The organism is Streptomyces sp. NPDC042336 (assembly GCF_055581985.1).
Map to the genome: position 1 here is coordinate 39,927 of NZ_JBVJEA010000009.1, position 25,056 is coordinate 64,982.

27 protein-coding genes and 1 pseudogene are annotated in these 25,056 nt (G+C 72.2%); 16 read left to right on the top strand and 12 right to left on the bottom strand.

What is annotated here, in order from left to right:
• The first annotated feature begins 29 nt into the window (after positions 1 to 29).
• Together dapE and ACZ6IM_RS20395 are read left to right on the top strand one after the other, a co-directional pair.
• Complete coding sequence (dapE, locus tag ACZ6IM_RS20390; protein WP_052840844.1) at positions 30 to 1,109, top strand: succinyl-diaminopimelate desuccinylase; 1,080 nt, start codon at positions 30 to 32, stop codon at positions 1,107 to 1,109.
• A 108-nt stretch (positions 1,110 to 1,217) separates the two neighbouring features.
• Positions 1,218 to 1,976, top strand: coding sequence for an LOG family protein (locus ACZ6IM_RS20395; protein ID WP_052840843.1), 759 nt, complete (start codon positions 1,218 to 1,220; stop codon positions 1,974 to 1,976).
• Between the two features lie 55 nt (positions 1,977 to 2,031).
• Here the strand turns inward: ACZ6IM_RS20395 and folP are convergent, their stop codons facing one another.
• Positions 2,032 to 2,892, bottom strand: coding sequence for a dihydropteroate synthase (folP, locus tag ACZ6IM_RS20400; protein WP_052840938.1), 861 nt, complete (start codon positions 2,890 to 2,892; stop codon positions 2,032 to 2,034).
• A 201-nt stretch (positions 2,893 to 3,093) separates the two neighbouring features.
• On the opposite strand from folP, the gene ACZ6IM_RS20405 reads away from it, so the two are divergent.
• Together ACZ6IM_RS20405 and ACZ6IM_RS20410 are read left to right on the top strand one after the other, a co-directional pair.
• Entirely contained in the window at positions 3,094 to 3,453 is a 360-nt protein-coding gene (locus tag ACZ6IM_RS20405; RefSeq protein ID WP_052840842.1) for a DivIVA domain-containing protein, read from the top strand.
• Positions 3,450 to 4,043: a DNA-3-methyladenine glycosylase I gene (locus ACZ6IM_RS20410; RefSeq protein ID WP_052840841.1), complete on the top strand. Its 594-nt coding sequence runs from the start codon at positions 3,450 to 3,452 to the stop codon at positions 4,041 to 4,043. Before ACZ6IM_RS20405 ends, ACZ6IM_RS20410 begins: the two co-directional genes overlap by 4 nt.
• Here ACZ6IM_RS20410 and chcB read toward each other — a convergent pair.
• Positions 4,040 to 4,849: a 2-cyclohexenylcarbonyl CoA isomerase gene (gene chcB / locus ACZ6IM_RS20415; protein ID WP_469558277.1), complete on the bottom strand. Its 810-nt coding sequence runs from the start codon at positions 4,847 to 4,849 to the stop codon at positions 4,040 to 4,042. The two genes, ACZ6IM_RS20410 and chcB, sit on opposite strands and share 4 nt — an antisense overlap.
• Positions 4,850 to 5,222: 373 nt before the next feature.
• On the opposite strand from chcB, the gene ACZ6IM_RS20420 reads away from it, so the two are divergent.
• Positions 5,223 to 5,390, top strand: a complete 168-nt coding sequence (locus tag ACZ6IM_RS20420) for a DUF3117 domain-containing protein (protein ID WP_003966491.1) — start codon at positions 5,223 to 5,225, stop codon at positions 5,388 to 5,390.
• Between the two features lie 135 nt (positions 5,391 to 5,525).
• Here ACZ6IM_RS20420 and ACZ6IM_RS20425 read toward each other — a convergent pair whose 3' ends face one another.
• Entirely contained in the window at positions 5,526 to 6,224 is a 699-nt protein-coding gene (locus tag ACZ6IM_RS20425) for an O-methyltransferase (RefSeq protein ID WP_469558280.1), read from the bottom strand.
• Between the two features lie 247 nt (positions 6,225 to 6,471).
• Here ACZ6IM_RS20425 and sigE point away from each other — a divergent pair, with 247 nt between their 5' ends.
• From sigE to ACZ6IM_RS20450, 5 genes are all read left to right on the top strand, one after another.
• Positions 6,472 to 7,143 (top strand): RNA polymerase sigma factor SigE, encoded by a 672-nt coding sequence (gene sigE, locus ACZ6IM_RS20430; RefSeq protein WP_052840838.1) that lies wholly within the window; start codon positions 6,472 to 6,474, stop codon positions 7,141 to 7,143.
• Positions 7,140 to 8,135, top strand: a complete 996-nt coding sequence (locus ACZ6IM_RS20435; protein WP_052840837.1) for a zf-HC2 domain-containing protein — start codon at positions 7,140 to 7,142, stop codon at positions 8,133 to 8,135. The genes sigE and ACZ6IM_RS20435 overlap by 4 nt, the downstream gene beginning before the upstream one ends.
• A 94-nt stretch (positions 8,136 to 8,229) precedes the next feature.
• Positions 8,230 to 10,113, top strand: coding sequence for a S1C family serine protease (locus ACZ6IM_RS20440; RefSeq protein ID WP_469557992.1), 1,884 nt, complete (start codon positions 8,230 to 8,232; stop codon positions 10,111 to 10,113).
• Between the two features lie 147 nt (positions 10,114 to 10,260).
• A complete protein-coding gene (locus ACZ6IM_RS20445) occupies positions 10,261 to 10,722 on the top strand; it encodes a sec-independent translocase (protein WP_052840835.1) in 462 nt (153 codons plus the stop codon).
• A 227-nt stretch (positions 10,723 to 10,949) separates the two neighbouring features.
• Positions 10,950 to 11,621 carry a hypothetical protein gene (locus tag ACZ6IM_RS20450; RefSeq protein WP_052840834.1) on the top strand — a complete coding sequence of 224 codons (672 nt, stop codon included), beginning with the start codon at positions 10,950 to 10,952 and terminating at the stop codon, positions 11,619 to 11,621.
• Positions 11,622 to 11,696: 75 nt separating this feature from the next.
• Here the strand turns inward: ACZ6IM_RS20450 and ACZ6IM_RS20455 are convergent, their stop codons facing one another.
• From ACZ6IM_RS20455 to ACZ6IM_RS20465, 3 genes are read right to left on the bottom strand one after another with little or no spacing between them, the layout of a single operon-like run.
• Positions 11,697 to 12,830, bottom strand: coding sequence for an Mrp/NBP35 family ATP-binding protein (locus tag ACZ6IM_RS20455; protein ID WP_052840833.1), 1,134 nt, complete (start codon positions 12,828 to 12,830; stop codon positions 11,697 to 11,699).
• Positions 12,831 to 12,874: 44 nt separating this feature from the next.
• Positions 12,875 to 13,474 carry a DUF1003 domain-containing protein gene (locus tag ACZ6IM_RS20460; RefSeq protein ID WP_052840832.1) on the bottom strand — a complete coding sequence of 200 codons (600 nt, stop codon included), beginning with the start codon at positions 13,472 to 13,474 and terminating at the stop codon, positions 12,875 to 12,877.
• Positions 13,464 to 14,759: a magnesium transporter MgtE N-terminal domain-containing protein gene (locus ACZ6IM_RS20465; protein WP_052840831.1), complete on the bottom strand. Its 1,296-nt coding sequence runs from the start codon at positions 14,757 to 14,759 to the stop codon at positions 13,464 to 13,466. The genes ACZ6IM_RS20460 and ACZ6IM_RS20465 overlap by 11 nt, the downstream gene beginning before the upstream one ends.
• 263 nt (positions 14,760 to 15,022) lie before the next feature.
• Between ACZ6IM_RS20465 and ACZ6IM_RS20470 the strand changes: the two genes are divergently transcribed.
• Positions 15,023 to 15,760 carry a hypothetical protein gene (locus ACZ6IM_RS20470; RefSeq protein ID WP_469557998.1) on the top strand — a complete coding sequence of 246 codons (738 nt, stop codon included), beginning with the start codon at positions 15,023 to 15,025 and terminating at the stop codon, positions 15,758 to 15,760.
• A 15-nt stretch (positions 15,761 to 15,775) separates the two neighbouring features.
• On the opposite strand, the gene ACZ6IM_RS20475 is transcribed toward ACZ6IM_RS20470, so the two are convergent.
• Complete coding sequence (locus ACZ6IM_RS20475; RefSeq protein ID WP_469558000.1) at positions 15,776 to 16,288, bottom strand: hypothetical protein; 513 nt, start codon at positions 16,286 to 16,288, stop codon at positions 15,776 to 15,778.
• 33 nt (positions 16,289 to 16,321) lie between these two features.
• Positions 16,322 to 17,437 carry a magnesium and cobalt transport protein CorA gene (locus ACZ6IM_RS20480; protein ID WP_052840828.1) on the bottom strand — a complete coding sequence of 372 codons (1,116 nt, stop codon included), beginning with the start codon at positions 17,435 to 17,437 and terminating at the stop codon, positions 16,322 to 16,324.
• Between the two features lie 522 nt (positions 17,438 to 17,959).
• Here ACZ6IM_RS20480 and ACZ6IM_RS20485 point away from each other — a divergent pair.
• Positions 17,960 to 18,556, top strand: a complete 597-nt coding sequence (locus ACZ6IM_RS20485) for a suppressor of fused domain protein (protein ID WP_052840827.1) — start codon at positions 17,960 to 17,962, stop codon at positions 18,554 to 18,556.
• Between the two features lie 49 nt (positions 18,557 to 18,605).
• On the opposite strand, the gene ACZ6IM_RS20490 is transcribed toward ACZ6IM_RS20485, so the two are convergent.
• On the bottom strand, positions 18,606 to 19,829 hold the full coding sequence (locus ACZ6IM_RS20490) for an MFS transporter (RefSeq protein ID WP_469558004.1): 1,224 nt from the start codon (positions 19,827 to 19,829) through the stop codon (positions 18,606 to 18,608).
• Between the two features lie 180 nt (positions 19,830 to 20,009).
• Between ACZ6IM_RS20490 and ACZ6IM_RS20495 the strand changes: the two genes are divergently transcribed.
• The 3 genes from ACZ6IM_RS20495 to ACZ6IM_RS20505 all read left to right on the top strand — a co-directional run bounded on the left by ACZ6IM_RS20495 (position 20,010) and on the right by ACZ6IM_RS20505 (position 22,372).
• The gene (locus ACZ6IM_RS20495; protein WP_052840825.1) at positions 20,010 to 20,660 is read left to right on the top strand and encodes a DUF6758 family protein; all 651 of its coding nucleotides are present in this window, start codon (positions 20,010 to 20,012) and stop codon (positions 20,658 to 20,660) included.
• Between the two features lie 186 nt (positions 20,661 to 20,846).
• Positions 20,847 to 21,704: a PHP domain-containing protein gene (locus ACZ6IM_RS20500; RefSeq protein WP_052840824.1), complete on the top strand. Its 858-nt coding sequence runs from the start codon at positions 20,847 to 20,849 to the stop codon at positions 21,702 to 21,704.
• A 62-nt stretch (positions 21,705 to 21,766) separates the two neighbouring features.
• Complete coding sequence (locus ACZ6IM_RS20505; RefSeq protein ID WP_052840823.1) at positions 21,767 to 22,372, top strand: MarC family protein; 606 nt, start codon at positions 21,767 to 21,769, stop codon at positions 22,370 to 22,372.
• A 66-nt stretch (positions 22,373 to 22,438) separates the two neighbouring features.
• Here ACZ6IM_RS20505 and ACZ6IM_RS20510 read toward each other — a convergent pair whose 3' ends face one another.
• Positions 22,439 to 22,591 carry a hypothetical protein gene (locus ACZ6IM_RS20510; RefSeq protein WP_052840822.1) on the bottom strand — a complete coding sequence of 51 codons (153 nt, stop codon included), beginning with the start codon at positions 22,589 to 22,591 and terminating at the stop codon, positions 22,439 to 22,441.
• 283 nt (positions 22,592 to 22,874) lie between these two features.
• Here ACZ6IM_RS20510 and ACZ6IM_RS20515 point away from each other — a divergent pair, with 283 nt between their 5' ends.
• The gene (locus tag ACZ6IM_RS20515; protein WP_052840937.1) at positions 22,875 to 23,771 is read left to right on the top strand and encodes an NYN domain-containing protein; all 897 of its coding nucleotides are present in this window, start codon (positions 22,875 to 22,877) and stop codon (positions 23,769 to 23,771) included.
• Positions 23,772 to 23,783: 12 nt separating this feature from the next.
• On the opposite strand, the gene ACZ6IM_RS20520 is transcribed toward ACZ6IM_RS20515, so the two are convergent.
• The gene (locus tag ACZ6IM_RS20520) at positions 23,784 to 24,680 is read right to left on the bottom strand and encodes an alpha/beta fold hydrolase (RefSeq protein WP_052840821.1); all 897 of its coding nucleotides are present in this window, start codon (positions 24,678 to 24,680) and stop codon (positions 23,784 to 23,786) included.
• Between the two features lie 114 nt (positions 24,681 to 24,794).
• A pseudogene (locus ACZ6IM_RS20525) lies at positions 24,795 to 25,056 on the bottom strand (hypothetical protein); the annotation flags it as partial.

The window sequence follows — 25,056 nt, forward strand, 5'->3', positions numbered from 1 at the left end:
CGAAAGGGCAGGGCGCTAGGGTCGGGGCCATGGCCGATACCCCGCTTGACCTCACGCTGGACGCCGCGGAGCTTACCGCGCGGCTCGTCGACCTCCCGTCCGAGAGCGGCACCGAGAAGCCCCTGGCGGACGCGATCGAGAGCGCCCTGCGGGCCCTGCCCCACCTGTCGGTCGAGCGGTACGGCAACAACGTCGTCGCCCGCACCGACCTGGGCCGCGCCGAGCGCGTCGTCCTGGCCGGCCACATCGACACCGTGCCGATCGCCGGCAACGTCCCGTCCCGGCTGGACGAGGACGGGGTGCTGTGGGGCTGCGGCACCTGCGACATGAAGGCGGGCGTCGCCGTCCAGCTGCGCATTGCGGCCACCGTCCCCGCCCCCAACCGCGACCTGACCTTCGTCTTCTACGACAACGAGGAGGTCGCCGCCGAGCTGAACGGCCTGAAGCACGTCGCCGAGGCCCACCCCGAGTGGCTGGAGGGCGACTTCGCGGTGCTCCTCGAACCGTCCGACGGCCAGGTGGAGGGCGGCTGTCAGGGGACGCTGCGGGTGCTGCTGAAGACGGCGGGGGAGCGGGCGCACTCCGCGCGCTCCTGGATGGGCTCCAACGCCATCCACGCCGCCGCCCCGATCCTCGCCCGCCTCGCGGAGTACGAGCCCCGGTACCCGGTCATCGACGGCCTGGAGTACCGCGAGGGCCTGAACGCGGTCGGCATCACCGGCGGGGTCGCGGGCAACGTCATCCCCGACGAGTGCGTGGTCACGGTGAACTTCCGCTACGCCCCGGACCGCAGCGCGGAGGACGCCCTCGCCCATGTGCGCGAGGTCTTCGCGGACTGCGGGGTGACGGAGTTCGTGGTCGACGACCACAGCGGTGCGGCCCTGCCCGGCCTGTCGCACCCGGCCGCCGCGGCCTTCATCGAGGCGGTGGGCGGCACCCCGCAGCCGAAGTACGGCTGGACGGACGTGTCCCGGTTCTCCGCGCTCGGCGTCCCGGCGGTCAACTACGGCCCCGGGAACCCGCACTTGGCGCACAAGCGCGACGAGCGGGTCGAGGTGGCGAAGATCCTCGCGGGCGAGGAGCGCCTGCGCTCCTGGCTGACGTCTTGATCCACCGCGGGTTTGGGCCGCTGCGTGGCGGACATGCTGAGGTCCCTCGTACGTAACCCGCGTAGATCTACGCTGAGGTGGAAGAACCTGCGACTGGAGGGAGCGCCCATGCCGACCGGCAACCCCGAGGGCAAGAAGCAGCCACCGGAGGAACAGCGTCTGGGCCCTGTCCTCCGAAGGCGGGGCCAGGTACAGGAGAGCACCACCGACCAGCGGCTGCTGGACGAGCGCGCTCCGACCGACTGGGTGCACACCGACCCCTGGCGCGTCCTGCGCATCCAGTCGGAGTTCATCGAGGGCTTCGGCACGCTGGCCGAACTGCCGCCCGCCATCAGCGTCTTCGGCTCCGCCCGTACGGCCGTGGACTCACCGGAGTACGACGCGGGCGTGCGGCTGGGCCGCGGCCTGGTGGAGGCGGGCTTCGCGGTCATCACCGGCGGCGGGCCCGGCGCCATGGAGGCGGCCAACAAGGGCGCCCTGGAGGCGAAGGGCACGTCGGTCGGCCTGGGCATCGAACTGCCCTTCGAGCAGGGGCTCAACCCCTACGTCGACATCGGCCTGAACTTCCGCTACTTCTTCGTCCGCAAGATGATGTTCGTGAAGTACGCGCAGGGCTTCGTCGTGCTGCCCGGCGGCCTGGGCACCCTGGACGAGCTCTTCGAGGCGCTCACGCTGGTGCAGACCCAGAAGGTGACCCGCTTCCCCATCGTCCTGTTCGGCTCCGCCTACTGGGGCGGCCTGGTGGACTGGCTCCGCGGCACCCTGGTGGCCCAGGGCAAGGCCGCGGAGAAGGACCTCATGCTCTTCCACGTCACGGACGACGTGGACGAGGCCGTGGCCCTGGTCTCCAAGGAGGCGGGCCGGTAGCGGCCGGCCACAGGCGCGGGGCGAGGCCCTGGGCCGGCCACGTGCGGGGGCGGGCCTAGGCCAGCCCCCGACGGGCCACCGACGGCTCCCGGTGCCCGGCGATCGTCGCCACCATGTCCAGCACCTGCCGGGTCTCCGCCACCTCGTGCACCCGGTACACCCTGGCCCCCAGCCACGCCGAGACCGCGGTCGTCGCCAGCGTGCCGATCAGCCGCTCCTTCACGGGCCGGTCCAGCGTCTCCCCGACGAAGTCCTTGTTCGACAGGGACACCAGCACCGGCCACCCCGTGTCCACCATCTCCCCGAGCCGCCGCGTCGCCTCCAGGCTGTGCCGCGTGTTCTTCCCGAAGTCGTGCCCGGGGTCGATCAGCACCGACTCCCGCGGCACCCCCAGCCCCACCGCCCGCTCGGCCAGCCCCAGCGTCACCCGCAGGATGTCCGCCATGACGTCGTCGTACGTCACCCGGTGCGGCCGTGTGCGCGGCTCGGCGCCGCCCGCGTGCGTGCACACCAGCCCCACCCCGTACCGGGCCGCGACCTCCGCGAGCTTCGGGTCGACGCCGCCCCACGCGTCGTTCAGCAGGTCCGCCCCGGCCTCGCACACCGCCTCGCCGACCTCGTGCCGCCAGGTGTCCACGCTGATCACGACGTCCGGGAACCGCCGCCGCACCTCCGCGACGAACCCGACCGTCCGCCGCGCCTCCTCCGCGGCCGACACCTCGTCCCCGGGGCCCGCCTTCACCCCGCCGACGTCGATGATCGCGGCGCCCTCGGCCACGGCCTGCTCCACGCGCGCGAGGGCGGGCTCGTCGCGGAAGGTCGCCCCCTGGTCGTAGAAGGAGTCCGGGGTCCGGTTCACGATCGCCATGACCACCGGCTCGTGCGCCGCGAATTCACGCCTGCCCAGCCTGAGCATCCCCTGTGACATCTCCTCGACCACACCGTTCTCTCGTGCCGCTCTCGACCTCGGGTGAGCGGTCCTTCGTCGACCGCCGCCCCGGCTGTCAGACTCGCATGGCACGATCGGACCCGACACAACCGACTCCGACACAACCGACTCCGACTCGACCGGCTCCGACTCCTGCCGGACTCCGACCCGACCATGGGGGCCCCAGCGATGGTCATGTTCCTGTTCCTCGTCATCGCGCTGGCCGTCGTCGTGGCCGCGGTGACGCTCGCCGTGGTGGGCGGCGGCGAGAGCGGGCCGCTGCCCGACGCCGCACCCGAGCGGGTGCAGGACGCGCTGCCCCCGGACCGTCCGGTGGACCGCGGCGACGTGGAGCGGCTGCGCTTCCCGCTGGTGGTCCGCGGCTACCGCATGGCGGAGGTCGACGACGCCCTCGGCCGCCTCGGCGCCGAACTGGCCGAGCGGGACGCCCGGATCGCCGACCTGGAGTCCGCGCTGGCGGGCGCCCGGGCCGCGGCGGCCCACCGCCACGTCGTCATGGACAAGCCGGCCCAGGAGGAGCAGCAGTGAGCGCCGGGGAGGCCCTCGCGGGCCCGGACGGCGCGCTGCGCTGCCCCTGGGCGCTGTCCACCGCGGACTACGTCACGTACCACGACGACGAGTGGGGCCGCCCGGTCCACGGCGACGACGCCCTGTACGAGCGGCTCAGCCTGGAGGCCTTTCAGTCCGGCCTGTCCTGGATCACCATCCTGCGCCGCCGCACCGGCTTCCGCAGCGCCTTCGCCGGCTTCGAGATCGCCGAGGTCGCGGCCTTCACCGAGGCCGACCGCGAGCGGCTCCTCGCCGACGCCGGCATCATCCGCAACCGCGCCAAGATCGACGCGACCCTGGCCAACGCGCGTGTGCTGGCCGAGTGGGCCCCCGGCGACCTGGACGAGCTGATCTGGTCGCACGCCCCGGACCCGGCGGGACGACCGGCCCCGAAGACCCTCACCGACGTCCCGGCCGTCACACCGGAGTCCACCGCGCTGTCCAAGGCCCTGAAGAAACGGGGCCTGCGCTTCGTCGGCCCGACGACGGCGTACGCGCTGATGCAGGCGTGCGGGCTGGTCGACGACCACCTGGCGACCTGCGTGGCCCGCCGGACCCGAGCGGCCTAGCGGCCCAGGTACTTCGGCTTCTCCTTCTCGACGAACGCGCGCACCGCGATCGCGTGGTCCTCGGAGGAACCCGCCCGCGACTGCAGCTCGTCCTCCTTGTCCAGCGTCTCGGAGAGCGAGTGCGTCAGCCCGTACGCCATGGCCTCCTTCAGCGCCGCGTACGCCACCGTCGGCCCCTCGGCCAGCGCCCGCGCCGTCTTCTCGGCCTCCGCGCGCAGGTCGGCGCCGGGGACGACCCGGGTGGCGATGCCCAGCTCGTACGCCTCCTGCGCGCCGATGCTGCGCGGGAAGAGCAGCAGGTCGGTGGCGCGGCCGGGGCCGACGACGCGCGGCAGCGTCCAGGAGACGCCGGAGTCCGCGGTGAGCGCCACGCCGGCGAAGGAGGTGTTGAACGCCGCCGTGTCCGCGACGATCCGGTAGTCCGCCGCGAGCGCGAAACCGAGGCCCGCCCCGGCCGCCACGCCGTTCACGGCGGCGACCACCGGCTTCTCGGCGCCGGCGAGCGCCCGGACGATCGGGTTGTAGTGCTCGCGCACCGTGCTCATCGTCCGGCCCGACCCCGTCTCCCGGTCGGCGGCCAGCAGCCCGATGTGTTCCTTGAGGTCCTGCCCGACGCAGAACGCCCGCTCCCCGGCCGCGGTCAGCAGTACCGCCCGTACGGCGTCGTCCGCCGCCGCGGAGCGCACCGCGTCCCGGAGCGCGACCTTGGTCTCGATGTTCAGCGCGTTCATCGCCTCGGGGCGGTTCAGCGTGATCGTCGCGAGCCCGTCGCTCACTTCGTAGAGCACGGTGTCGGCCATGGGAATCCCCTCCGCGTCGGGTCATGCAGTGGCATGGGCGGCATGCGGTGGCACGCGTCCGGGAGACAGCATGACGGAGATCACCGGGAACGGATCGCTCACGAGGTGTGACCTCCGTCAAAGAAATCCGGTCCGTATCCATTCGGCGGAAGTGCGCGAGGGCGCGCAGTATCGCAGTCACATCGCCGAATTGAGTGGTTTTGCTCGTGTGCGTTGCCCAAGCGATGCCGACCGATGTTGGTCATCGGGTCGTGGGATGCGGGATAATGACTGGGAAGCAATGTGTTCGATGCCGGTGTCGCGCGTCCTTGCCGGATTGCGCGTGCCCTCACGGGCCGTCGCCGGTGACGGTGAGCTGGTATCAGGAAGGGGAACGAGCATGGCGGCCATGAAGCCGCGGACGGGTGATGGCCCGCTCGAGGTGACCAAGGAGGGGCGGGGCATCGTCATGCGCGTTCCGCTCGAAGGCGGCGGGCGGCTCGTCGTCGAGCTGACCCCCGATGAGGCCGACGCGCTCGGCGACGCCCTCAAGAAGGTCGTCGGCTGACGCGCGAGCGACCATACCCGTTCAGTCGCCCCGGTACCGCACACGGTGCCGGGGCGACTGTCGTGTGACGGCCCTTTCCGGCGTCCGGTGCCTTTCTCCGGCATTCGGGTGAGCGCTGCCGGTGCCCGCTCCGGCTCAGCGCTTCACGGCGCACAGCAGTCCGTCGCCCACCGGGAGCAGTGACGGCACCAGTTCCTGGCTCTCCCGCACCGCGCGCAGCAGCTCCCGCACCCGCAGCACCTCGGTGGGCTGCGGTCCCGAGTCGATCGTGCGGCCGGCGCCGAAGACGCCCTCGAAGGCGACGAGACCCCCGGGACGCAGCAGACGCAACGATTCAGCGAGGTAGTCCACGTACTCCAGCCGGTCGCCGTCGCAGAAGACCAGGTCGTATCCCGCGTCCGCGAGCCGGGGCAGCACGTCCAGGGCGCGCCCGGGAATGAACCGGGCGCGGTTGCTGGCGAAGCCCGCGGCCCGGAAGGCCTGGCGGGCGAACTGCTGGTGCTCCGGCTCCGGGTCGACCGTCGTCAGTACTCCGTCCGGCCGCATGCCCTGCAGCAGATGTATCCCGGAGACGCCGCAGCCGGTGCCGATCTCCGCGACCGCCTTGGCGTCCACGGCGGCGGCGAGCAAACCCAGGGCGGAGCCGGTGCCCGGGGTCACCGAGCGCAGACCCGCCTCGCGGGCCCGGTCGCGTGCCCAGAGCAGCGCGTCGTCCTCGGCGACATAGGCGTCGGCGAACGCCCAGCTCGTCTGCCGGTTGCCGGTAATGACCCTCTCCTGTCCCCGTCGTTGCCTCGGCGTGACTGTATCCGTTGGCGTCGGGAACCCGCAGATGGGACCAGTCGTTCAAAGGGGGAAGCAAGAAGGCGGAACCGAGGGGACGACCGAGCGGCCCGGGGACGAGCCGTACAGGCGCAGATCAAATTCTCGTAAAACCGCTTATCCGGAGCTAACGGGCGAGGTGGCTATGGTAGGGGCTCCACTGGACACCACCAGAGCCGACAGGGGAGGTGCGGCCGCACACGCGGATCGGGGCGGAGTGCTGCGGCGCTTCCTCGGATCGGCAGGCAGGCCGAAATCCGTGAACGACACCGCTGCTGACCACAGCCACGCCGCCGGTCCCACCGCGGGACCCGCCCAGACCGCGACCTTCTCCAGCGACGCGGACGGGCAGGCGTGGACTCCGCCCACCTGGGAGGAGATCGTCAGCACCCACAGCGGCCGGGTCTACCGCCTCGCCTACCGCCTCACGGGCAACCAGCACGACGCCGAAGACCTCACCCAGGAGGTCTTCGTCCGCGTCTTCCGGTCCCTGTCGACCTACACGCCGGGCACCTTCGAGGGCTGGCTCCACCGCATCACCACCAATCTCTTCCTGGACATGGTCCGCCGCAAGCAGCGCATCCGGTTCGACGCGCTCGGCGACGACGCGGCCGAGCGCCTGCCCAGCAGGGAGCCCACCCCGCAGCAGCTCTTCCACGACGCGCACTTCGACGCGGACGTCCAGCAGGCGCTGGACACCCTCGCGCCCGAGTTCCGCGCCGCCGTCGTCCTGTGCGACATCGAGGGGCTGTCGTACGAGGAGATCGCCGCGACCCTCGGCGTCAAGCTCGGCACGGTCCGCTCCCGCATCCACCGCGGCCGTTCGCAGCTGCGCAAGGCGCTCGCGCACCGTTCCCCGAAGGCGCGGGCCGACCGCCGTTCGTTCGCGACCGGCGTTCCCGCACTGGGAGGAGGGGGCACGAGCGCGTGAGTGGGTCACGGCCTGAGCCCGAGGGACACCTCGCAGAGCAGCACCTGGGAGACCGACTCTCCGCCCTGGTGGACGGAGAGCTCGGTCATGACGCGCGTGAGCGCGTGCTGGCGCACGTGGCGACCTGCCCGAAGTGCAGGGCGGAGGTCGACGCCCAGCGCCGGTTGAAGAACGTGTTCGCGGCCGCGGCCCCGCCGGCCCCGTCCGAGAGCTTCCTGGCCCGCCTCCAGGGACTCCCGGGCGGCGGTGAAACGGACGGTGGCGGCTCACCGCCGGCCGGACTGGCCGGAGGCTTCGGCACGTCCGCGGGCTCCGGCGTCTTCGGCCCGCGGCGGGGCGAGCGGTTCGAGTTCGACTACGTCCCCGCCCGGACGCACGCCTCGGTGCTGCCGCCCTCCTCGTCGGGGCGCGGCTTCCGGATCCACGACCTGCACAGGCAGGAGTCCGACCGTTCGGCCTCGCGCGGTCTGCGGTTCGCCTTCGTCGCCGCCGGAGCGGTGTCGCTGGCCGCGATCGCGCTGGGCGGTGTCACCCTCGGCACACCGGACACCACCACCGAGGCCCGCGGCTCGGGCAGCGGCAGCAACGTGACGCCGCTGCGCACCCCGGGCGCGGCCGCGGCCACCGGCTCCGAGAGCCAGCGGCGCCGCACGGGCGGTCCACTGCTCGGGCAGGGCCAGCGCGCGCTGGGTGACACCCCCGTCGCGCCCACCACGGCCTCCGCGCCGCTGCTGCCCGGGATGCCGGCCCCCGCCGGTGGCGACGCACGGCAGCAGGCCGTCCGGGCGCTGACCACTCCGGTGACGGCCGGTGCCGCCGCCATGTCCCCGCTGATACGCCCGCTGGAAGCCGTCCCGCCGCTCTCCCTGAGCGCCTGGCCGGCGGCCCCCGAGGTCAGGCCGCCCGGCCTGCTCACCGCCCCGGACCCGGCTCCCTCCCCCTCCCCCTACCCCGCGGCTTCCCCGGCCGCCCCCTACCCTCCGGTTCGCTGACGGGGTCTGCGCGCCGCTCCGGGAACCTGATTGAATCCGGGGTGGCGCCAGAGCCCTTGGAGCCGACGATCTGCGGCCAGCTGCGGGGGAGAACATGAACGAGGGGAAGCCCACGAAGGCGAAGTGGTGGAGTCGTCCCCGCTCGTCCGAGGACGCGCCCGACGGCGACTTCGAACTGGAACGCCCCCGCCCGGCCTCCACCACGGCTACGGGCACGGCCGCCGACGGGGGCGACTTCGAGCTGGAACGCCCGGCGACGCCCCGCACGACCGGCCAGGGCGACTACGAGCTGGACCTCCCCCGCCCCGAGCGGGACGAACCGACGGACGTGAGGCCGCTGCCGCACGCGGGGGCCGGCTCCGCCCCGGCCGCCGACGGCACGCCCGCCGCCGAGCGTCCCAAGCCGCTGCACGAGCCCGACCCGTACAGCACCCCGCCGTACGGCGAGCCGGGCCCCTGGGCGCCCGCTCCGCCGGTCCAGCACCCGGCGACCACCCCCGCGCACGGCACGGTCACGGCGGCGCCTCCGCAGACGCCCGCCGCACACGCCCCGGCGGGCCCGCCCGCCCCGGTGCCGCCCGACGGCGCGTCGTCGGTGTCTCCGCCCGCGGGTGCGGTGCCCGACCCGGCGTTCGCGGATGCCCCGCCTCCGGTGCCGCAGGCGGGGCAGGGGCAGGGGCAGCACCCGGCGGCGGCCGCCCCGGCGTACGACGCGGCGTCCCACGCCGCCGCCCCGCCCCCCGACCCCTGGCCCGGGCCGGCGCCCGGTGCCGAACCCGCCGCCGACCCGTGGGGCCGTTACGACCCCTGGGCCGCCTCCGCCCAGCAGCACCACGCGGCCGGACGTGAGCCGAAGCGGCGACGCGGGACCACCGCGAAGGCACTCGTCGGCGGGGCGCTGCTCATCGCCCTGGTCTCCGGCGGCATCGGCGGCGCCGTGGGCGCCCACCTGGAGCGGAACGGCGGCGTGGGCACGGTCGAGCTGCCCCAGGCCGGACCCGAGGCGGCCGACCGGGACCCGGACAGCGTCGCGGGCATCGCCGCGCGTGCCCTGCCCAGCGTGGTGACCCTTCACGTGAGCGGCAGCGAGGCGGCCGGCACCGGCACCGGGTTCGTGCTCGACGACCGCGGTCACATCCTGACCAACAACCACGTCGTGGAGCCCGCGGGCTCCGGCGGCGAGATCACCGTGACCTTCAACAGCGGCGACACCGCCGAGGCCACCGTCGTCGGCCGGGACAGCGGGTACGACCTCGCCGTGGTGCGGATCAAGGGCGTCAGCGGCCTCACCCCCATGCCCCTCGGCAACTCCGACAACGTGCGCGTCGGCGACCCCGTCGTCGCCATCGGCGCCCCCTTCGACCTGGCCGGCACGGTCACCTCCGGCATCATCAGCGCCAGGGAACGACCCATCACCGCGGGCGGCGAGGAGGGCGACGGCAGCGACGTGTCCTACGTCGACGCCCTGCAGACCGACGCGCCCATCAACCCCGGCAACTCCGGCGGCCCCCTCCTGGACGCGCGGGGCCGGGCCATCGGCATCAACTCCGCCATCCGCTCCGCCGACAGCGGCAGCGCCGAGTCGGACGGCGGCCAGGCCGGTTCCATAGGGCTCGGCTTCGCCATCCCCATCAACCAGGGCAAGCGCGTCGCCGAGGAACTGATCAACACCGGCAAGGCCACCCACCCGGTCATCGGCATCACCCTCGACATGAACTACACGGGCGACGGCGCCCGGGTGAGCGCCAAGGACGGTGACGGCGGACCAGCGGTCACCACCGGCGGGCCCGGCGCGAAGGCCGGCATCAAGCCGGGGGACGTGATCACCGCGGTCGACGGGCAGCGTGTGCACTCTGGTGAGGAACTCATCGTCAAGACCCGTGCCCACCGCCCCGGCGACCGCCTGAAGCTGACCCTGGAACGCGGCGGCAAGGAGACCGAGGTCTCACTGGTGCTCGGCTCCTCCGGCGGCGACTGACCGCCGTACAGGTCCCCACAAGGCGCCAGGAAGGCAAACAATTCGGAAAGCGCTCACGTACACCCACTCGGGGCTCACGGGACGGTACCGGTCGGACGGGATCGGCGGGTACCGTGGTGGCGGCCCGGACATCCCAAGGAGCTTCAGGTGTTCAATGACATAGGCGCACTAGAGCTGGTGACGCTCGTCGTCCTCGCCGTGCTCGTCTTCGGGCCGGACAAGCTCCCCAAGGTCATCCAGGACGTGACGCGCACCATCCGGAAGATCCGGGAGTTCTCGGACAGCGCCAAGCAGGACATCCGCCAGGAGCTGGGCCCCGAGTTCAAGGACTTCGAGTTCGAGGACCTCAACCCCAAGACGTTCCTGCGCAAGCAGCTGGACAACGACGAGCTGGGGCTCAAGGAGATCCGCAACGGCTTCGACCTGAAGAAGGAGATGGCCGAGGTCACCGACGCGGTCCACGGCCGTGACACGGAGCCCTCGTCCTCCGGGCCGTCGTCCTCCGGCTCCGGCGGCGGTCGTGTCGACATGTCGAAGAAGCCGGAGCGGTCCGGGAAGTCCGACAAGCCCGCCGACGACCGTCCGCCCTTCGACATGGACGCCACCTGACCCTCCCCTGCGTCCGGCCCGCTCGCCGCGAACGTGACGTGTCTCATACTCCGGACGGGGCGCACGGGCCCCCGAGGCGACGCCCGCGCGGCCCACGCGCCGGGCGATTTCCCGGCTGCCGCCGACGGGGTGGCTATGCTGCCCGAGTTGTTGTGCGGAGCGGACGAGTGCGCCCGAAGGGGGGCGGGCCGTTCCGGTCCGACGAGAGCTAGGAGGCGTCCGGGCACATGGAGACGACGAGTCGGGCAGTCGCGCAGGCGCCGGCCGCGGAGGGCGGACCACAGTCCCCCTCCGGCCGGCAGACGGTCGACGGCTACCTGCGTGCGCCCTTCCCGTGGTACGGCCTCGACGAGGCCTTCACGGGACGGCGCTGGCTGATGCAGATCGGTACGGCGGCCGACGGGGCCGTGGAGCACGGTTCGATCGGGCACGGCGACGAACCGTCGGTGCGCAACGAGCACGTGGCGGGCGACGAGCAGGACGCCAAGGAGAAGTTCGCGGTCGTCGTGACCGTCGCGGCCAACCCCGACCGGCGCAGCGCCGACGGCACCGGCCTGCTGGAGGCCACCTCGGTGTCCTCGGCGGCCTGGCTCGCCGGAGTGGGCCTGCTGTCCTTCACCTGGCCCGGCCAGATGGACCACTCGCTGCGCGACGACTGGCTGGAGCAGCAGACGGAGACCGCGTGGGTCCTGGCGGACGACCTCGACGGCGAGGACTGGACGACGCTCTCCCTCCCGGTGGACGGCGTGCCGACGCCCTTTCACTACCGGGAGTCCGAGTTCGGCTGGGTGCTGGCCGGTTCGACCGAGCAGGGCGTGCACCTTGGCGCCTACGGGCGGGGCATGAGCGCGTACGGGCTGGCCTTCGCCGTGGTCAAGGACGTCGCCGCGTACGCCTAGCCGGCGGTCCCGCGTACCGGAGGAGGGGCGCCGTCCCCGTGGACGGCGCCCCCATTCCCGTACGGAAACGGGACGTCAGAACTTGTTCTTCGGCGTGATCCCCAGTGACAGCCCCGAAAGGCCCCGCTGCCGACCGCCGAGCTTGCCCGCGATCGAGCGCAGGGCCGCGCCCGCAGGGGAGTCCGGGTCGGACAGGACGACGGGCTTGCCCTCGTCGCCGCCCTCGCGCAGCCGCACGTCGATAGGAATGGCGCCGAGCACCGGCACCGAGGCGCCGGTCGTGCGGGTCAGGCCGTCGGCGACCGTCTGCCCGCCGCCGGTGCCGAAGACGTCGACCATCTCGCCGCAGTGCGGGCAGGGCAGCCCCGACATGTTCTCCACCACGCCGACGATCTTCTGGTGGGTCTGCACGGCGATGGCGCCGGCCCGCTCCGCCACCTCGGCCGCGGCCTGCTGAGGGGTCGTCACGACCAGGATCTCGGCGTTCGGCACCAGCTGCGCCACCGAGATCGCGATGTCACCGGTGCCGGGCGGCAGGTCGAGCAGCAGGACGTCCAGGTCGCCCCAGTACACGTCCGCCAGGAACTGCTGGAGCGCGCGGTGCAGCATCGGGCCGCGCCAGACGACCGGGGCGTTGCCCGGGGTGAACATGCCGATCGAGATGACCTTCACCCCGTGGGCCGAAGGCGGCATGATCATGTTCTCGACCTGGGTGGGACGCCCGTCGGCGCCCAGCATGCGCGGCACGGAGTGGCCGTAGATGTCGGCGTCGACGACACCGACCTTCAGACCGTCGGCCGCCATCGAGGCCGCCAGGTTCACCGTCACCGAGGACTTGCCGACGCCGCCCTTGCCGGACGCCACCGCGTACACCCGGGTCAGGCTGCCCGGCTTGGCGAAAGGCACCTCGCGCTCGGTCTGGCCGCCGCGCAGGGCGGTGGCCAGCTCCTTGCGCTGCTCGTCGCTCATCACGTCCAGCTCGACGTCGACGCGCGTGACACCCTCGACCCGCGACACCGCGTCCGTCACCCGCTGCGTGATGGTGTCCCGCATGGGGCAGCCGGAGACCGTCAGGTACACGGCGACCGCGACCGCTCCGTCCGCGCCGATCTCCACCGACTTGACCATCCCCAGCTCGGTGATGGGCCGGTTGATCTCGGGGTCGTTCACCGTCGCCAGTGCTTCGCGCACCGCGTCTTCCGTAGCCATAGGGTCGATGGTACGGCGCCGCCCACGGGGCACGGAAAGCCCCGTCAGCGGTCGCGTACGTCACGTCCCGCGGACCGGTCCGCCGGGAATGCCCCGCGGTCGGGGTGGTGGCCGTTCTGCCGCTCCTCCAGGTCCTTGACGAGGTCATGGAGTTCGGAGCGGATCCAGTCCCGCGTCGCCACCTCGCCGAGCCCGATACGCAGGGCGGCGATCTCGCGGGTCAGGTACTCGGTGTCGGCGATCGACCGCTCGTTCTGCTTGCGGTCCTGCTCCAGGTTGACCCGGTCCCGGTCGTCCTGCCGGTTCTGCGCGAGCAGGATCAGCGGGGCGGCGTAGGAGGCCTGGAGCGACAGCATCAGCGTCAGGAAGATGAACGGGTACTCGTCGAAGCGCAGCCCGCTCGGCGCCGACACGTTCCACACCACCCACAGGATGATGACGACCGTCATCCAGACGATGAACCGCCCGGTGCCCAGAAAGCGCGCGACGCGCTCCGACAGCCGGCCGAAGGACTCCGGGTCCCATTCGGGCAGCAGCCTGCGGCGCGGCGGACGCGGCTGGTCGAGGCGGGCCCGGGTCCGGGAGGACGCGGTGGCTCCCGACGTGGCGCGCTCGCGGGTCGTCGTCTCGCGCTCAGGCACCATCGGCGCCCACCTCTCCCGTCGCCGTCTCGTCCAGGTGGTACTCGGTCTCCCGCCAGTCGTCGGGCAGCATGTGGTCCAGTACATCGTCCACGGTGACCGCTCCGAGCAGCGCCCCCGAGTCGTCCACGACGGGCGCCGCGACCATGTCGTACGCGGCGAAGAACCCGGCGATCACGGGCAGCGCGGCGTCCGGCTCCAGCGGCCGCAGGTCGTCGTCGAGGATCGAGCCGACCAGCGTGTACGGGGGGTCGCGCAGCAGCCGCTGGAAGTGGACCGTGCCCAGGTACTTGCCGGTCGGGGTCTCCTCGGGCGGGCGGCAGACGTAGATCTGCGCGGCGTGCGCCGGGGACAGGTCGGGATTGCGGATGCGGGCCAGGGCGTCGGCGACGGTCGCGTCGGGCCGCAGCACGATCGGCTCGGTCGTCATCAGACCGCCGGCCGTGTGCTCCTCGTACGCCATCAGGCGCCGCATGTCGGCCGCGTCGTCGGGCTGCATCAGGCTCAGCAGCCGTTCCTTGTCCGCCTCGGGCAGCTCGCCGAGCAGGTCGGCCGCGTCGTCGGGGTCCATCGCCTCCAGGACGTCCGCGGCGCGCTCCTCCTTCAGCTTGCCGAGGATCTCGATCTGGTCGTCCTCGGGCAGCTCCTCCAGCACGTCGGCCAGCCGGTCGTCGTCGAGTGCGGCGGCGACCTCGGCGCGGCGCTTGGCGGACAGGTGGTGCAGGACGTTGGCGAGGTCGGCGGGGCGCAGCTGCTCGAAGGTGGCCAGCAGGTTCTCGGCGCCCTGCCCCTGCTCCTCGACGGAGAAGCCGGTGACGCCGGACCACTCCACGGTCAGCGTCTCGCCCTTGTTGCGGCGGAAGGCGCCGCCCTTCCTGCCCTTGCGGACGAAGACCTTGTCGATCTCCCAGTCCCGGCGGGCGGGCAACTGCTGCACCGACAGGTCGAGCACCGTGACCTCCTCACCGGTCTCGGTGAGCGTGACCCGCCGGTCGAGCAGCTCGCCGAAGACGAGGCGCTCGGTGGGCCGCTGCTCGAAACGCCGGACGTTGACGACGCCGGTGGTGATCACCTGGCCGGACTCGATGCCGGTGACCCGGGTCATGGGCAGGAAGATCCGGCGGCGGGTGCTGAGTTCGACGACCAGCCCGAGGACGCGCGGGGGTTTGCGGCCGACACGGAGCATGACGACCAGATCGCGGACGCGTCCCACCTGGTCACCGGCCGGGTCGAACACGGCGATGCCGGAGAGATGGGAGACGAAGATCCGGGGGGCGCCCGCTGCCATGGCCGCGGCCTCCTTTCCTCACGCTGCGCGGAGTCGGGTGGGAGTGCGTGAAAGCTGATTCGTACGGTGTCTCTTTTCCGAATTGCCCGCTCGGACGCGCTTCAGGCTAGCCCGTCCCGATCGGCCTCGCTCTGGCGGCCGGTCCGGACGGACTGGCTCCGTTCGCCCCGCACGGCCCCGGTACGCTGCGGCCCAGGCCGGGTCGGTTCGCCGCCGATGTCCGTCGGTCCCGTGTCAGCCCTGTCAGAAAGGCAGTTCCACCTGTGTCTGTGACTCCCCGGCGCCGAATCCGCAGGGCTGCCTGGCTGGGCGCGGTGTGCGCCCTGGCCGTGACGGGAGCCGGGCTGACGGGATGCAGTGGTGAGGACCCCGACGCGGGCACCAACGGCCTCGGGAAGCTCCCGGCTGACAAGATCCAGGCGAAGGCCGGTGCGGCCGCCGAGGCCGCCGACACGGTGCGCCTGCACGGCACGGTGGACGCCGGCGGCAACAGGTACACCCTCGACATGCGGCTGAAGGCGGACGGAGGGACCGGGTCGGTCGCTGCCCAGGGGACGACGTTCGGACTGCTGCGCGTCGGCGAGCAGCTCTTCCTCAAGGCCGACGCCGGTTTCTGGAGCCACGACGGCGGCGACGCCAAGGCGGCCGAGAAGCTCGCCGGCAAGTACGTGAAGGTGCCGCAGAGCGACCCCGTGTACCAGAAGTTCAGCGGTTTCACGGACAAGGACGTCCTCCTCGGCGGTCTGCTGACCCTGCACGGCACGGTGAAGACGGACGGCCGCCACGAGCAGGAGGGCGTACGCACCATCCGGATCACCGGCGACGACGGCGCCGGCGGATCGCTGGACGTCTCCCTGGAGGGCACGCCGTACCCGCTGCGCCTGGTGCGGGCGGGCAGCGCGGGCACGATCGGCTTCTCGGACTGGAACAAGGACTTCGCGCTGGAGCAGCCGGCGAAGGACGACACCCTGGACTACGGCAAGCAGCTGCCGACGTCCTGAGACGTCCCGGGGCCGTCAGCGCCGTCTGCGGCGCTTCAGCAACAGGCGCGGCAGCCCGGCCGGCACCGGCTGCCGGGTCGTCGCCGGGCTCGGCAGCGGTGCCTGGGCCAGCGAGGCGTCGGGCAGCGGGGCCGTGCTCCCCGTCGGTTCCAGGCGCAGCACCCGGCACTCACGGGCCCAGCGGTCGGTCATGGCCTCGCCGTCCGGGGCGTTCAGCCGCTTGCCCCTCAGGTCGCCGACCGCCGCCTGCCACGCCTCGGAACCGGACGGCAGCTCCACGACCCGCGCCGCCCAGGAGACCAGCCGGCCGCCCTTGTCCTTGCTGCGCACCGTCACCTCGGCAGCGGCCCCGTCAGCCAGCCCCGGCAGCGGCTGCTCGCCCGGCCCGTCGCCGACGACGCAGGCCGCGCCCTCGTGCCAGACGTGCCACAGCGCGCGGGCGGGCACCCCGGGGCCCTTGACCCAGATGAGGCCGGACTTCTTGGTGGCCTCCTCGACGAGGGCCTGGTCGAGCAGCTCGCTTGTCATGCGGTCAGCCTATCCAGGGGCCCGCGGGCGGGCTCAGAGCCAGCCGTTGCGCTTGAGCGTGCGGTGGATGCCCAGGCAGATGACGACGGTGATCGACAGGACCAGCGGATAGCCGAACTTCCAGTGCGTCTCCGGCATGTAGTCGAAGTTCATGCCGTACACGCCGCACACCATCGTCGGCACGGCGATGATCGCGGCCCACGAGGTGATCTTGCGCATGTCCTCGTTCTGCGCGACGGACGCCTGGGCCAGGTTGGCCTGGAGGATGGAGTTCAGCAGTTCGTCGAAGCCGATGACCTGCTCCTGCACCCGGGCCACGTGGTCGGCGACGTCCCGGAAGTACTTCTGGATCTCCGGGTCGATCAGCCGCATCGGCCGCTCGCTGAGCAGCTGCATGGGGCGCAGCAGCGGTGCCACCGCCCGCTTGAACTCCAGCACCTCGCGCTTGAGTTGGTAGATCCGCCCGGCGTCGGTGCCGCGCGGGGTGCCCTTGCGGCCCGGCGAGAACACCTCCGTCTCGACCTCGTCGATGTCGTCCTGCACCGCGTCGGCGACCGCGATGTAGCCGTCGACGACGTGGTCGGCGATGGCGTGCAGCACCGCCGAGGGACCCTTGAGCAGCAGCTCGGGGTCCTCCTGGAGCCGGCGGCGCAGCGCGCGCAGCGAGCCCTGCCCGCCGTGCCGGACGGTGATGAAGAAGTCCCGCCCGGTGAAGCACATCACCTCGCCGGTCTCCACGACCTCGCTGTTGGCGGTGAGCTGGTCGTGGTCGACGTAGTGGACGGTCTTGAAGACCGTGAAAAGGGAGTCGTCGTAGCGCTCCAGCTTGGGCCGCTGGTGGGCCTGGACGGCGTCCTCCACGGCCAGCGGGTGCAGCCCGAACTCCCGGGCGATACCGGCGAACTCGTCCTCGGTGGGCTCGTGCAGGCCGATCCACACGAATCCGCCGTCGCGGCGCACCTGGCGCATCGCCGTGTGCGGGGTCAGCGGCACGTCGGTCTCGACGCGGGTGCCGTCGCGGTAGACGGCGCAGTCGACGACGGCGGAGGCGGCCGCCGGGTCGCGGGTGGTCTCGTAGGGACCGCTGTCCTTGCGCAGGGAGACGCGGGACGGACGGACCACGGCGCGCAGGTCACGGATCATCGACATGGCAGGCTCCTTCGCGGCGGGCAGCGAACGAGGCCGGTGACGGATGGAACCGCCCGGAATGGGGACGTCCTGACTACGCGTGCTCGGCGCGTCCACAAAGCGGGGGGCACCGCACCGTCGCGGTGGCCGTCTTCGCTGCTGATTCAGCTGCTGATCCGGATCGACGGACAAGCGTGTCGACGGCGGATCAGGCAAAACGAGACGAAGTGCTCTTCGGTGAGAGGGCGCGAACGAGAAGCTGCGGCGAAAAGAGCCGGAACAGCTGCGTCAGCGGCCGGAAGAGCGGGTGGTACTGCACGGTCGACTTCGGTCCATGCCGCCCACCTCCTCCGGCCGGTCCCTCGTGAGGGACGATCCATTCCCCTTGTTTGGAGGGGTTCCCCGTAGGGGAGAGTTGTTCACAGCGTCGGGGCTTGATCGCGACGCTCTGCGTGCTGCCCCGAACCGCTGGCCCACAGTACCAGCCGCGCGACGTGTCAAGGCGCCGCTTTGCCTCTTCACGACGAGTTCTATGCTCGCCGCATGGCTGATGTTCTTCCTCTGGTCGAGGCCCGGTTGCACAGCGCGCTGGGCGAGCCGGACGCGCGCGCGGCGGTCACCTTCCTCGGCACCGACCGCATCGAGGTGCTGCGCTTCCCCGCCTCCGGCCAGGAGGGCGACGTCGTCCGCTACGCCACCCTCGGCATGTCGGCCCAGCCCATGGCGGACCCCACGGCCACGCTCGCCGACCCGGTCAAGGGGCCCCGCGCCGAGCTGGTGCTCTCCGTGCGGGCCGGCGCGGCCGACACCGACAAGGTGCTCCGCCCGCTCGCCGTGCTGGCCGCGTCCCCGCAGGTCGAGGGCGTGATCGTGGCGCCCGGCGCGTCGCTGGACGTGGGTGAGCCGTTGTGGCCCGGGGCCCCGTTCACCTCGGTGCTGGTCGCCGAGCCGGGGGGCCTGGTCGAGGACCTGGAGCTTGACGCCCCGCTGGACCCCGTACGGTTCCTGCCGCTGCTGCCGATGACGCCGAACGAGGCCGCCTGGAAGCGCGTGCACGGCGCGCCCGCCCTCCAGGAACGCTGGCTGAACCACGGGACGGACCTGCGCGATCCGTCCCGCAGGTCCGTCCCCCTGGACTGACGCGGCCGAGTGATGTGGCCGCGTGACGCAACTCACCGGTTCCGTCTCGTCAGTTGGCGAAGACCATGACCGAGTCCTCGCTCGCGTGCTTCGGCTCCAGCTCCTCCGCCTCGTGGGTGAGCGCCCGACGGCGTACGGCGACCACGACCGCGCCGAGCAGGGCGGTCACCGCGGCCACCACGAACGGGATGTGGACGTCGGTCCACTCCTCGATCTTCGGCGCGAGGTAGGGGGCGGCCGCCGCGGCGAACCAGCGCACGAAGTTGTAGCCGGCGCTCGCCACCGGACGCGGCGCGTCCGAGACCCCGAGGGCCAGCTCGGTGTAGACGGTGTTGTTCACGCCGATGAACGCGCCGGACAGGATGGTGCAGACGATCGCCGCGGTGTGGTTGCCGTAGCCGAGGACCAGGACGTCGGCCGCGAGCAGCACCAGCGAGCCGCCGAGCACCTTGAGCGAGCCGAAGCGCCGCTGCATGCGCGGCGCCACCAGCACCGAGAAGACGGCGAGCAGCACGCCCCACGCGAAGAACACGGCACCCGACTTGTAGGGCGTCATGTTCAGCACGAAGGGGGTGAAGGCCAGCACGGTGAAGAACGTGTAGTTGTAGAAGAACGCCGAGATGGCGGCGGAGGCGAGGCCGCCGTGCCCCAGCGCCTTGATCGGGTCGAGCAGCGAGGTCTTGCGGGCCGGCTTCGGCTGCTCCTTCAGGAACACCGTGATGCACAGGAAGCCGATCGCCATCAGGAAGGCCGTGCCGAAGAACGGGTAGCGCCAGCTGGCGTCGCCGAGCAGCGCGCCCAGCAGCGGGCCGCAGGCCATGCCGAGGCCGAGGGCGGACTCGTAGAGCAGGATCGCGGCGGCGCTCCCGCCGGCGGCCGCGCCGACGATCACCGCGAGGGCCGTCGAGACGAACAGCGCGTTGCCCAGGCCCCAGCCGGCCCGGTAGCCGACGAGCTGTCCGACGGTGTCGGAGGTGCCGGCCAGGCCCGCGAAGACCACGACGAAGGCCAGGCCGAGCAGCAGGGTCTTGCGGCCGCCGATGCGGCTGGAGACGAAGCCGGTGACCAGCATCGCCAGGGCGGTGATGAGGAAGTACGAGGTGAACAGGAGGGAGACCTGGCCGGCGCTCGCGTCCAGGCCCTTGGCGATGGACGGGAGGATCGGGTCGACGAGCCCGATGCCCATGAAGGCCACCACGGACGCGCCCGCGGTCGCCCACACGGCCTTGGGCTGCCGCAGGATGCCGCCCGCACCCGCGTCGAAGGGGTCCATGCTTGCTCTCCAATGCCGAGAGATCGATGCCAAATGGTTGGTGTATACACATAGTAAGTTAGCCCTGCTAATTAATGCAACCTACATCTAATCCGTCGGGGGCGGCCGGGTCGGCGCCCTTCCGTCCGGATGGGTGATCGTCCTTGACGTGGGGGAGCGAGGGTAGGACCGTGGGGCTCTATGAGGGGCGAACCCAGTTGCCCGAAGTGTGGTGGCCGGGTCAGGGCTCCCGGCCTCTTCGCCGATTCCTGGCAGTGCGACCTGCACGGCACCGTGCACCCGGTCCAGCCCGTACTCCCGCCCAGCGTCGAGGCGCTCGGCGTCGTGGTGCACCGCACACAGGTGCCGGTGTGGATGCCCTGGCCGCTGCCGGTCGGCTGGCTGTTCACCGGCGTGGCCTGCGCGGGCGACGACCGCAGTGGGGGCAGGGCGACCGCCGTCGCCTGTTCGGGACCGGGCCCGCTCGGGGGCATCGGTGAGCTGATCCTGGTCGCCGAGGAACTCGGCGTCGGCCTCGGCGCACGGTACGCGGGCCTCGACGGCCCCGACCCCGGGCCGTACCTGGACGTCGAGAAGCCGCCCCAGGCCAAGGTCCTGGCCGCGGGCCGCCCCACCCCCCTCTGGCACGTCTCCGGCGGCCCGGTCGACCGTGCCGTCTTCGCCGGGGAGGCTCTCGGCATGTGGCTGTGGGCCGTCGTGTGGCCCGAGCGCTCGGGGCTGCTGATGTACGAGGAGCTGGTGCTCACCGACCTGCGGGACGCGGGCGCCGAGGTGGACCTGGTGCCGTGCGGGGCGCTGTCGCCGCGGTTGATCGAGCCGACGGTGCCGTAGCTTGCCGTAGCGGAGCTGTGTGCGGTGCCGTGCGCTGTGCCGTGCCTCCCGGGCGGGCGCCGCGGAGGCGGGGCGAGTAGGCGCGCGTAGGGGGCGCAGGGGCGCCGCGGGTGTGACGGCGGGGGGTTGAGTTCCGGTTATCCTTGAGCGTCCCCTTCCGTCCCGTCACCGCTTGGAGTCAGCGTCGTGCGCATCGATCTGCACACCCACTCCACCGCGTCCGACGGCACGGACACCCCGGCCCAGCTGGTGCGCAAGGCCGCGGCGGCCGGTCTCGACGTCGTCGCGCTGACGGACCACGACACCACCCGCGGACATGCCGAGGCCGTCGCCGCGCTGCCCGAGGGGCTCGTCCTCGTCACCGGTGCCGAGCTCTCCTGCCGCCTCGACGGCGTCAGCATGCACATGCTGGCCTACCTCTTCGATCCCGAGGAGCCCGCCCTGCTCGCCGAGCGCGAGCTGGTCCGGGACGACCGGGTGCCGCGGGCCCAGGGCATGATCGCCAAGCTCAACGAACTGGGTGTGCCCGTCACCTGGGAGCAGGTCGCCGGGATCGCCGGGGACGGCTCGGTCGGCCGACCGCACGTGGCCACCGCCCTGGTGGAACTGGGCGTCGTCCCGACCGTGAACGACGCCTTCACCCAGGACTGGCTGGCCGACGGTGGCCGGGCCCACGTCGAGAAGCACGAGACCGACCCCTTCGAGGCGCTCCGGCTGATCAAGGGTGCGGGAGGGGTGGCCGTGTTCGCGCACCCCGCCGCCGCCAAGCGCGGCCGTACGGTGTCCGAGGAAGCGATCGCCGACCTGGCGGCCGCCGGGCTCGACGGCATCGAGGTCGACCACATGGACCACGACGCGGACACCCGGGCCCGGCTGCGCGCGACGGCGAAGGAGCTGGGGCTCCTGGTGACCGGCTCGAGCGACTACCACGGCAGCCGGAAGACCTGTGTGCTCGGCGAGTACACGACCGACCCCGAGGTGTACGGGGAGATCACGCGACGGGCGTTCGGGGCGTTCCCCGTGCCGGGGGCCGGCGGGGCCTGAGCCCCACCTCCCGCGCGACCCCGTCCACTCTTCCCCTCCTCCGCAAGGCCACCAGCACACCCATGTTCGACGTCGCCGTCTTCGGCTCTCTCTTCCTGACCCTTTTTGTCATCATGGATCCCCCCGGGATCACCCCGATCTTCCTCGCGCTGACCTCCGGCCGCCCCGGCAAGGTGCAGAAGCGGATGGCCCTTCAGGCCGTCTGCGTCGCCGGTGGCGTGATCGCGGTGTTCGGTCTGCTCGGGCACCAGATCCTGGACTACCTGCACGTGTCCGTGCCCGCCCTGATGATCGCGGGCGGGCTGCTGCTCCTGCTGATCGCGCTCGACCTGCTCACCGGCAAGACGGACGAGCCGAAGCAGACCAAGGACGTCAACGTGGCCCTCGTACCGCTGGGCATGCCGCTGCTCGCCGGGCCCGGGGCGATCGTGTCGGTCATCCTGGCCGTGCAGAAGGCGGACAGCGTGACCACGCAGGTCTCGGTGTGGGCGGCGATCCTCGCCATCCACGTGGTGCTGTGGCTGGTGATGCGGTACTCGCTGCTGATCATCCGGGTCATCAAGGACGGCGGTGTGGTCCTGGTGACCCGCCTCGCCGGCATGATGCTCTCCGCGATCGCCGTGCAGCAGATCATCAACGGCGTCACACAGGTGATCCAGGGCGCCTGAGCACGAGAACAGGGCCCCGCACGGAGTTCCGTGCGGGGCCCTGTTCTCGTGTGTGAAGGGTCCGCGCTACAAGGCCGAGGATTCGGCGGGGCGGATCCACAGGCGCTGCCCGATGGCGGCGGCCTGCTGAACGATGCGGTTCACGGAGGCGGCGTCCACGACAGTCGTGTCCACGGGGGTCCCGTCGACGTCGTCGAGTCGCATGACTTCAAAGCGCATGGCCTCTCCCTTGATCTGGTCATCCTCCTGCGGAGAACTACTGGTGTGGCTCCTGGGTCGTCGGTGCCCGGGCTTCCGTAGTGGTCAACGGGATGCCCTCTGCAAACATTCCCTACGCTAAGGAAATTTTTCGCACGACTAATTACTGACAAGTAAGTCGCTTGTTACAAGGTGGCGGGATCGGGCAGCGAGCCGCAGGAGGCGGCGGACACGACAGGTGCCCGGGACAAGACTGACCGGGACCGGTTGTGTTCAGAGCGTGACCGCCGGGACAATGGGCGCGATGAACGACGACCTCGCGCCCCTGAACGCTCGTATCGATCGCACGAACGAGCTGCTCCAGCGCATGCTCGCCGAGGTGGCGAAGACCCCCTCGACCCACGCGATCTTCGTCGACGCCGGCTACCTGTACGCGGCGGCGGGGCGACTGGTGGCCGGGACCGAGGACCGCCGGGCCTTCGACCTGGACGCCGAGGGGCTCATCGAGGCGCTCATCGACAGGGCCCGCACCGTCTTCGCGGACAGCCGCCTTTTGCGCGTGTACTGGTACGATGGCGCCCGCCGCCGCATCCACACCGCCGAGCAGCAGTCCATCGCGGAACTCCCCGACGTCAAGGTCCGCCTGGGCAACCTCAACGCCAACAACCAGCAGAAGGGCGTCGACTCCCTCATCCGCTCCGACCTGGAGTCCCTCGCCCGGCACCGCGCCATCAGCGACGCGGCCCTGCTCGGCGGCGACGAGGACCTCGTGTCCGCGGTCGAGGCCGCCCAGGGGTACGGCGCCCGCGTCCACCTGTGGGGCATCGAGGCCCCCGAGGGCCGCAACCAGGCCGAGCCGCTGCTCTGGGAGGTCGACAGCCAGCGCACCCTCGACCTCGACTTCTTCAAGCCGTACGTCTCCCGGCGCACGACCCACAGCGGCGAGGCGCCGGGCGCCCTGCGCCCCGGCCGCGAGGACGTCCGCTTCGTCGGCGCGCAGATCGCGGCGAAGTGGCTGGCGTCCCGGGGGCGCGAGTCACTGGTGGAACTGCTCCCAGGCCACCCCTACCTCCCGGGCTCCGTGGACCAGGACCTGCTGGTGGAGGCCGAGGGGCTGCTCCAGTACTCGCTGCGCGGCCAGCCCGACCTGCGACGGTCGCTGCGGGACGGCTTCTGGGAGCACCTGCGGGCGCAGTACTAGGGCCGAGGGGCCTCAGCGCACGTACGGCCGGGGCGGCGCGGGGTGGTCGTCCCAGAAGTCGGCGAGGGCGCGGGCCGTCGGCAGGGGCTGGTCGGTGTTGGGGGAGTGCTCGGCGCCCGCGACGACCGTCCGGCGCGCCCCCAGCCGCAGGGCCATCTCGTCCATAAGGGGCACGGGCCAGGTGTCGTCGAAGGCGCCCGACAGCACATGGCAGGGCAGCGGCGCCGCGGCCAGCTCGGCGACACGGTCCGGCTCGGTGCACAACTGACGTCCCGTGGCGAGCAGTTGCGCCGGCCTGGTGCCCAGCCAGCGGTCGCGCAGCCGTTCCGGGTCCTCCGGGCCGTGGGCGGGGGCCGGGGCGCCGACCTCCTCCGGCGGCCCCATGGCCTGCATCACCTTCCAGACCTCCGCCATCGTCATCGTCTCCAGCGCGTCCCGCAGCAGCTTCACTCGCTGCCGCTGCGACTCGGAGATCCGCGCCGGACCGGAGGACATCAGCGTGAGGGACAGGAAGGGGGCGGAGTCGAGCAGGACGGCGGCCCGCGCGATCTGGCCGCCCAGGGAGTGTCCGACGAGATGCACGCGCGTCCCGAGGGCTGCGGTCTGCGCGAGCACGTCCCGGGCCAGCTCGGGCCGCGCGTAGGCGGACTCGTCGTGCTCGGGCCCGTCCGACTCGTACTGACCGCGCCCGTCCACGGCGACCGTGCGGTAGCCGCGCGCGCCGAGCGGCCGGTGCAGCAGCGTGAAGTCCTCCTTGCTCCCCGTGAACCCGGGCAGCATCATCACCACGCCCCTCGGCGCGACCCCGTCGGCCACGGGCGAGTCGACGACGGCGAACTCACCGCGCGCGGTACGCAGCCGGTACGCACGGGCGTCCGGGGGCGGGCTGAAGGCGGCGTTCCTGCTCACGAGCAGAGGCTATCGGGCAAAGCACGCCGGGCTGCGGCACGGGGCGACAACGCCGTCGGCCCGGTCCCGCGTGGATCACGGGACCGGGCCGACGGTCGGGACGAGCGGCGCCGATCAGCTCTCGCCGGCCTCCGCGGCGGCCGCGGCCGTCTTGCGGGTGCGGCGGGCCTTGGGCTTGGCCTCCGCCGTGTCGGCTGCCGCGGCGGGCGCCTCGACGGCGGCTACGGCCTTACGGGTCCGGCGCCGCGGTGCGGCCTCCGGCTCCTGCGAGGCCTGGGCCGGAATCTCGGCGGCGGCCTCCGCGGGCTGCACGGCGGGCGCGGCCGTCTTGCGGGTGCGGCGGGTCTTCGGCTTGGCCTCCGTGGCCTCGGCGGTG